The sequence below is a fragment of the Mariniflexile fucanivorans genome (assembly GCF_004341235.1).
Classification (GTDB): Bacteria; Bacteroidota; Bacteroidia; order Flavobacteriales; family Flavobacteriaceae; genus Mariniflexile; species Mariniflexile fucanivorans.
Window position 1 is genome coordinate 425098 of record NZ_SLUP01000004.1, and the last position, 7818, is coordinate 432915.

The window sequence follows — 7818 nt, forward strand, 5'->3', positions numbered from 1 at the left end:
TATTTTTATAAATAATTCCATTTACAACAAAACTTTAATGAGACACCATTTTATCATTACATTTTTAAGTGTCTTGTCGTTTTACACTGCTGTATCACAGACTATTAACTTTGAACACTATAATGAAGATAGTGGGTTGTCTCAAAACTCAATTCGTCATATTGTACAAGATAAACATGGTTTTTTGTGGCTGGGTACGTTTTCTGGTTTAAATAGGTTTGATGGTTACGAGTTTAAATCTTATTTAAGTACTTCAGAAGGGAATACTCTTAAAAACGATGATATAACCGATTTAGAACTTGATGAAGATTCGAATCATTTATGGATAGGCACCAGAAAAGGCTTAACACTTTTAGAATTAGATACTTATAAATTTACTACTTTTTTAACTAAAAAAGGAAACCGCAATAGCTTACAAGATGAAGAAATACGTTCCGTATATGTCGATAAACATAAGCGTATTTGGGTAGGTACTAAAAGTAAAGGTCTTTTTATTTTTTATTTGAATGAAAATAGATTTGAAAAAATTGATTTAGAAGGTTTCAGCTATGTCAAAGAAATTTTTGAAGATACATCGGGACATATTTGGATAGGTAGTTATGGTACAGCTTCAGTTGCAAAAATTTCACTTGATAAAAAAGGAGCCATTCAGCACAAAGCCTTTTACACGTTAAACATTCCTAAGGCATCAGAAATAAATCCGTATTTGAATTTCATTTATGAAGATGCTAAACAAGATATTTTTATAGGTACCCGAAGTGGTTTGTATAAATTGAACAAAATAAAAAATGAATTTGAAAACCTTTATATTCAAGATAGTGAAATAAGGGATGCTTTAGGGCCTTATTTTGTATCGATAAAACAAGCACCCGATGGGAAATATTGGGTTGGTACTTTAGGCGGACTTATTGTTTGTAAACATTTAGAAGACATCAGTATAGGTGATTTTAAATGGTATTATTCCGTATTAACAGATCAAACATCGCTGGTAGATAATTTGGTATCAGCATTATATTTTGATACTTCTGGAATTTTATGGATAGGAACAGAAGATGGTTTGGACAAATACGATCCTTTTGAAAACCAGTTCAGTCTTAATAAAGATATTTCACGATTCATTGGAAACCAAGCTCCAAGAATCCGTGGGTTTTCAAAAACACACAATGATCAAGTTATAGTGGCGACACGGCATAACGGACTTTTCATATCCAATGAAGAACATTTTATTCCCTTATACAATAATCAAAAGGATATTGCGAGTATCTATTCCGTTGATGGTAAAATTTTCTATTGTGGTTTATGGAATGGAAAATTATTGATTTATAATTATGAAAAAAATCAATCTAAAGAGATTGATATTGGCATTCTTCAAAATCCAATTTCAGCTTTTGAAAATTTAGGTGAAAACAAACTGATGGTGGGTTCATTTGGAGAAGGTGCTGTAATATTGGATATTACACATTCTGAGGCACCCATAGTTAAAGAAAAGCTATTAGGCATAAGAGCCATTAATAAAATTACTACCGATACCTACAAAAATGTATGGCTTGCTACAGAAACAGGTGTGGTAAAATATGCCTTAAAAACAAAAACGGTGGTTGTATATAATGCATCAACCAATGGAGAAGGAGGATTGCCCCATGATAATGTAAGTGACATCATTTTTGATAGAAAAGGTAAACTTTGGGCAGCTACCCGAAATGGATTGAGCTTTTTTGATAAAGAAAAAAATAATTTTTCACCCTTAAAAAAGCCTGAAGAATTAGCAGGTAAATGGGTTACAGATTTACTTACAGATACCAATGGAAATTTATGGCTTAATTTAAACAACAACAGTGTTGCTATATTGAGAGAGAATGGTAAAGACTATAATATTTATCATGTGAATAGCGGAAATAGGTTAGATTATTTTAGTTCTAAAGGGTTTTATAATTTTGGAAATTCAAATATTTACTTAGGGAGTAAAAATGGTATTATACACTTTTCGCCATACACTATACAAGAAAATCAATCAACACCTAAGCCCATGATTACTGAAATTAAAATTCAGAATGAAATACTATATCCAGGGAAAGAAATAAACGGAGAGATACCATTAAATAAGGATTTTAACCAAACCAAGTCTATTCAGCTTAAATATAAAAACAGGAATTTTTCTTTACAGTTTTCAACACCTTCTTATGCAAACGAACGTTTAAATAAATTTGAATATAAATTAGAAGGTTTTGATGATAATTGGATAGCAACAAGTAGTAACTCCAGAACGGTTCAATACACCAACTTGTTTCCAGATAATTATGTCTTTAAAATAAAATCGAGTAATAGTGACGGGCATTGGAGTGAAGTAGTTTCATATAACATAAAAATTGAACGTCCGTTTTGGTTAACCTATCAGGCATTGGCGCTTTTTATATTGCTTAATTTGTTGGTTTTTTATTTAATTAGGCGCGAGGTGAAAAACCGGATGCACCTAAAACAAGAATTAGTTACAGAAAAGGTAAATAGAGAACGCGATATTAAATTGAATAACGAGAAACTTAGGTTTTTTACCAACATTTCGCATGAGTTAAGAACCCCGTTAACGCTTATTTTAGGACCTGCAAAACAGTTGATAGAAGAAGAGAAAGAAACGAGTACCGAATATCAAAAAAGTAGGTACAATCTTATTTACCAAAACGCCAACAGACTTTTAAATTTAGTGAATCAAGTATTGGATTTTAGAAAAGCACAAACGGGTGAATTAAAACTGAAAGTCTCAAAAACTGATATTTTAGATTACGCAAAAAACACCTTCGATTCTTTCAAGGAATTTGCATACAATAAACAAATACAACTAAATTTCAACTCGGAAGACGAGCAACTTTCTGGATGGATAGATAAGGATAAGTTTGATAAAATTCTTTATAATTTACTTTCAAATGCCCTAAAATTCACCAATAAATATGGACATGTAGATTTATATGTTGGGTTAAAAGATGAGGCTGGTGGTCATTTAGTAATAGAAGTGAGTGATGATGGAATTGGTATTCCTTTAAAAAGTCAAGAAAAAATATTTACCAGGTTTTACCAAGCCACAAATAGTATAGAAAATAACACGGGGTCGGGTATCGGTTTGTCTTTAGTAAAATCATTGGTTGAACTTCATAAGGGCAGCATTAAAGTTAAAAGCGCACCTCACAAAGGAAGTGTGTTTACTGTTGAAATTCCTGTAAAACGAGAATTTTATAAAAATAAAGAAGTTTTTGAGTTAGCAACAAGTAATGAAAATCAAGAAATTATCGTTAAAGCACCAGTTAAAAAAATAACAAGTAATACTGACATTAAAGAGAAAATTTTAGTTGTGGAAGATAATTTAGAACTTCGAAACTATTTAATAGACTACTTGTCTGATTATTATAAAGTTTATGAAGCTGAAAATGGTGAAGAGGGACTTCAAATTTGTCGTCAAGTGAAGCCTATTTTATGTGTTGTAGATGTGATGATGCCTATAAAAAGTGGACTCGAATTTTGTAAAGAACTGAAGAATGATGAATTTATAAGTCACATTCCTGTGATATTACTTACCGCACTTTCTGAAAATGAAGATAAAGTTAAAGGGTATGATGTGGGCGCCGATGGGTATTTGGTAAAACCATTCGATCCGTCGTTGCTAAAGGCAAGAATAGTAAATATTATTAAGAACAGAATGGAGCTGAAATCTAAATTTTCGGGTGAGGTTGAAAGCGACATTGGTTTGTTAACACATTCCCCGATTGATAAAGATTTGATGGAAAAAATAACAAATCTTATTGAAGAAAACTTAAATAATATCGATTTAACCACAAGCTTTTTATGTAGTGAATTAGGTATGAGTTCTTCAAAATTATATCGGAAAGTAAAAGAGTTGACAGATTTAGCCCCAAACGAATTTATTAGAACCGTCCGATTAAAAAAATCAGCACAACTTCTAAAATCAAAAAAGCACAACGTATCCGAGGTTACTAACTTAGTAGGTTTTAACGACCCATTATATTTTAGTAGATGTTTTAAAAAGCAATTCGGATTTCCACCTAGTAAGTTGTTGTAGAAGAATTAATAACTGTATTTGCTCATTATTCTTTTTCAAATTTAAACCAATCCAATTTCATACGGCTTCCGTTTGCGCCTCTAAACTTTATGAAAATATCTCTCTTTCCCATGAAACCTTTCAATTTACATGAAACTTCTTGAAGCGAATCAGATTGAGATAAGTCTGTTTTTCCAATTATATTTCCTATAATGCTATCTGTTCTAATTTCTAAAAAACCTTTTTCACCTTTGAGCGAAAGGTTTGCTGTAATTTTTTTATAAATAGAATTGGAGTTTACGTTTGAAAACCGAATCCAACCGCCATCGTTGATGTTGGTTAGAGAAAACCCATCAGTTTTATTCCCTTGTTTTGTAATGCCTTCTGAAATTTCATAATACCATTCAGCTTCAATCTTATCCCAAGACGCATCGTATTGTCCAACACCATTCTTAAAGTGTTTTTCTAAAAATCGAGTATCTGTAACTAGGTTACCTTCATCATCAAAATGGCAATAACTTATAATCGTTTCTCGGTATTTGTACCCAGATTTTTGATAGTAACACCACATATGATAAAATTGACCTTTCCACCAGAAAAAACTTCCGTGAGCAAATTCATTTAAATTGAAACCACTACCAACAGAACCAACATATTGGTAGGGACCATAAATATTTTTAGAAATGGCATATTGCTGCCCCCAACTAAGGTAATATGTGTTTTTATGTTTAAAAATATAATTTTTGTCCATCCAAATAGGAGCATTGCGCCATCCTTCACCATGAATTGTAATGGGTTTGGGGGTATCAGCTAAAGAAATCATGTTGTCATTCAATTTTGCAACATGAAAGCCACCACCTTCTTTATCACCATAAATGATATATGGCGTTTTTTCAACATCATCATCCACTAAAATGGTTGGGTCGTGCATTGGAGATACCAATGGTTTCCCAAGTGGGTCTTTATATGGACCAGAAGGTGAATCTGCAACCATCACACCAACACCGCGTTTTCTGTCTGAAAAATAAAAATAATAAGAACCGTTTCTACTTGCAGCATCACTTGCCCAACAATCGGTGCTATTATTATCCATGTAATTATCTTTCGGATGGATGGTTTCTCTTAAATCCCAATGGACCAAATCGGTTGTAGAGAATATGCGCCAGTTTTTCATAATCCAAGTTTTATCATCTGGTGTATCATCATGACCACTGAAAAGAAAAATGGTGTCGTTAAATATCCTTACGTGCGGATCGGAGATGCCAATGTTTCCAATTATAGGATTTTGTGAAAATATTAAAGGATTGTAAATAAGATTCACTAGAAAGAAATAGAAACTGATTTTTTTAAATTGACTGAAATTAGTCATGTTGTTATTGCTGAATTATGGATTAACAAAAAACTCTGTATCAAGATACAGAGTTTTTAGATAAATTATTTAAATATTTGAATTGAAAAATGATCTCAAACTTTTACAAATCTGTTATTGGTCTGTAATGTGGAACTAAAGTCTTCATAACCACCCAACCAATTAAATAACAAACGGCACATATTGAAAAAACAATAAAATATCCTGCTTCAATTCCTTGGAATCCCATGAAAGCCATATTAGTGTTTTCACTAAAATCAAATAAAAGTCCAGAACCTTTATTAATAAATGTTGAACCTAATCCTCCTGCTAATCCTCCAATACCAGTAACAGTTGCAATGGCTTTTTTAGGAAACATATCGCCTACGGTCGTAAAAATATTTGCAGACCAAGCTTGGTGTGCAGCACCTGCAATTCCAATAATTATTACGGGAATCCAATAAGTATAATGTCCTAAAGGTTGCGCAACTAAGGCCAATAATGGAAAAAATGCAAAAATTAACATGGCTCTCATTCTCCCTTCATAAGGGTTCATTCCTTTTTTATCAACAAAATAAGTGGGTAACCAACCGCCTATAATTGAAAGCAATGTAATGGCATATAAAATAAATAATGGGAAAGCGGCTTGTGCAGAGTCCATGCCATAAACCGAACTTAAATAAGCTGGTGTCCAGAATAAGAAAAACCACCAAACACCATCGGTCATGAATTTTCCAAAGGCAAACGCCCACGTTTGTTTGTATCTAAAACAGTCTAATAAGGAAACTTTTTTAGTGCTTTCAGGAACATATCCTTCTATTTTGCTATCTGAAATGATGTCTTGCTGAATGTATTCTAATTCTGCAGCATTTACTTTAGAGTGTTTTTCTGGTTTTTCATACATAAATACCCAAAAGCCCATCCATACAAAACCTAATGCCCCAATAATGATGAAGGACATTTCCCAACCATAAGCTTTTGCAATAAAAGGAATTGAAATGGGTGCAGCTAATGCGCCAACAGTCGCTCCTGCATTGAAGATACTTGTAGAGAAAGCTCGGTCTTTTTTAGGGAAGTATTCCGCCGTAGTTTTAATGGCGGCTGGAAAATTTCCAGCTTCTCCTAAAGCCAAAACGAAACGAGCGAAAATAAACAAGGTAACACTTACAGAAATTACTAAACCAGTATCATTCACTGTACTAATAATTTCTTTCGCTTCCGCAAAACCAACAAACCATTCTCCTGCTAAATAACCTGAGGTTGCAATACCAGCGAAAGCATGCAAACAAGCACCAACCGACCAAATACCGATTGCCCAAAGAAAGCCTTTTTTGGTATCCATAATATCCACAAAACGACCAGCAAATAATAAAGAAACAGCATAAAAAATAGAGAACAAGGCTGTTATGTTTCCGTAATCATTGTTTGTCCAATGAAATTCAGGAGCTATAAAATCTTTCCATGTTAAAGAAAGGACCTGCCTGTCTAGATAATTGATGGTTGTTGCCATGAATAGAAGACCACAGATGGTCCATCTATACTTCGTTGCTTTTGTTGTTGTGTTATTATTCATAATTATAGTTTTAATAGCTTCAAATATACACTTATCCTAAATATTTATTTAATCGTAGTTTAAAAAAGAAGTGTTAAAAATTAAATATTATTTAGCTTTTTTGTGGCTAATATCTGAATACATTTTGCCAATCTATTTCATCTCGTTAGTGAATTCATCTTTTTTAATTTTATCACTCAATAGGTTACATAAAACACATCGAAAATATTAGTGTCTTGTGAAGAAAAAATAGGCTTCTTGAATCTGTTAATATTTAAGAAAGCTGATAGGTTTGTGCCTGTAGATAAACACAAATAGTGATCCTCTTTAACCATGTCACATCAAATCTTTCCAAAAGCAAAAAACCTTGCTAATTTTAAAATTAACAAGGTTTTTTTTGTGACCGGGCTGGGGTCAGAACTTTTCTTTTAATCAATTAATATTCAAAAAGTTATAAATATTGTTTTATTTGCACGCACCGATTAGCGAACCAAATAATTGCTTTAATATAAAATGAACTTATATGAATGCAAACGCGTACACTTGCATTCAATTTATAAAGATACTATAATAATACCTAAGAAATATTCATAAATATTGATTTTTTCAGCAGGCCTATAATGAAGGTTGGATGGGACGGATGATGAGAACCATTAAAAGCGGATAATTTGAACCAGATCATTTACGGCTTTAAACTAATAAAACATAATGAGTTATTGATAATTTAACTATGCTCACTTTTTCCGCCGAGGGTGGTATTATCTTGCCGTTTTTTGCAGTTAGGCAACGTTTTTATTTTCGTAGTGTTTTATCTCGTTCAGTTCCGATTCTTTCGATTCCTTTTCTTCCTCAATGTCAAAATCGTCTTGAAGT

General features: G+C 32.5%; 3 protein-coding genes. 1 reads left to right on the top strand and 2 read right to left on the bottom strand.

Features of this window, described 5'->3' with window-relative positions; all coding sequences use genetic code 11:
- The first annotated feature begins 37 nt into the window (after window positions 1–37).
- Window positions 38–4066, top strand: a complete 4029-nt coding sequence (locus EV196_RS10760; protein ID WP_132217758.1) for a hybrid sensor histidine kinase/response regulator transcription factor — start codon at window positions 38–40, stop codon at window positions 4064–4066.
- A gap of 25 nt (window positions 4067–4091) precedes the next feature.
- Here EV196_RS10760 and EV196_RS10765 read toward each other — a convergent pair whose 3' ends face one another.
- Window positions 4092–5414 carry a family 43 glycosylhydrolase gene (locus EV196_RS10765; protein WP_132217759.1) on the bottom strand — a complete coding sequence of 441 codons (1323 nt, stop codon included), beginning with the start codon at window positions 5412–5414 and terminating at the stop codon, window positions 4092–4094.
- Window positions 5415–5517: 103 nt separating this feature from the next.
- Window positions 5518–6966: an MFS transporter gene (locus EV196_RS10770; protein WP_132217760.1), complete on the bottom strand. Its 1449-nt coding sequence runs from the start codon at window positions 6964–6966 to the stop codon at window positions 5518–5520.
- Window positions 6967–7818 lie beyond the last annotated feature (852 nt).

Excerpts from the sequence above, each read along its gene's own strand:
- EV196_RS10770 (WP_132217760.1), bottom strand. The coding sequence starts at position 6,966 with ATGAATAATAACACAACAACAAAAGCAACGAAGTATAGATGGACCATC.
- EV196_RS10760 (WP_132217758.1), top strand. The coding sequence starts at position 38 with ATGAGACACCATTTTATCATTACATTTTTAAGTGTCTTGTCGTTTTAC.
- EV196_RS10765 (WP_132217759.1), bottom strand. The coding sequence starts at position 5,414 with ATGACTAATTTCAGTCAATTTAAAAAAATCAGTTTCTATTTCTTTCTA.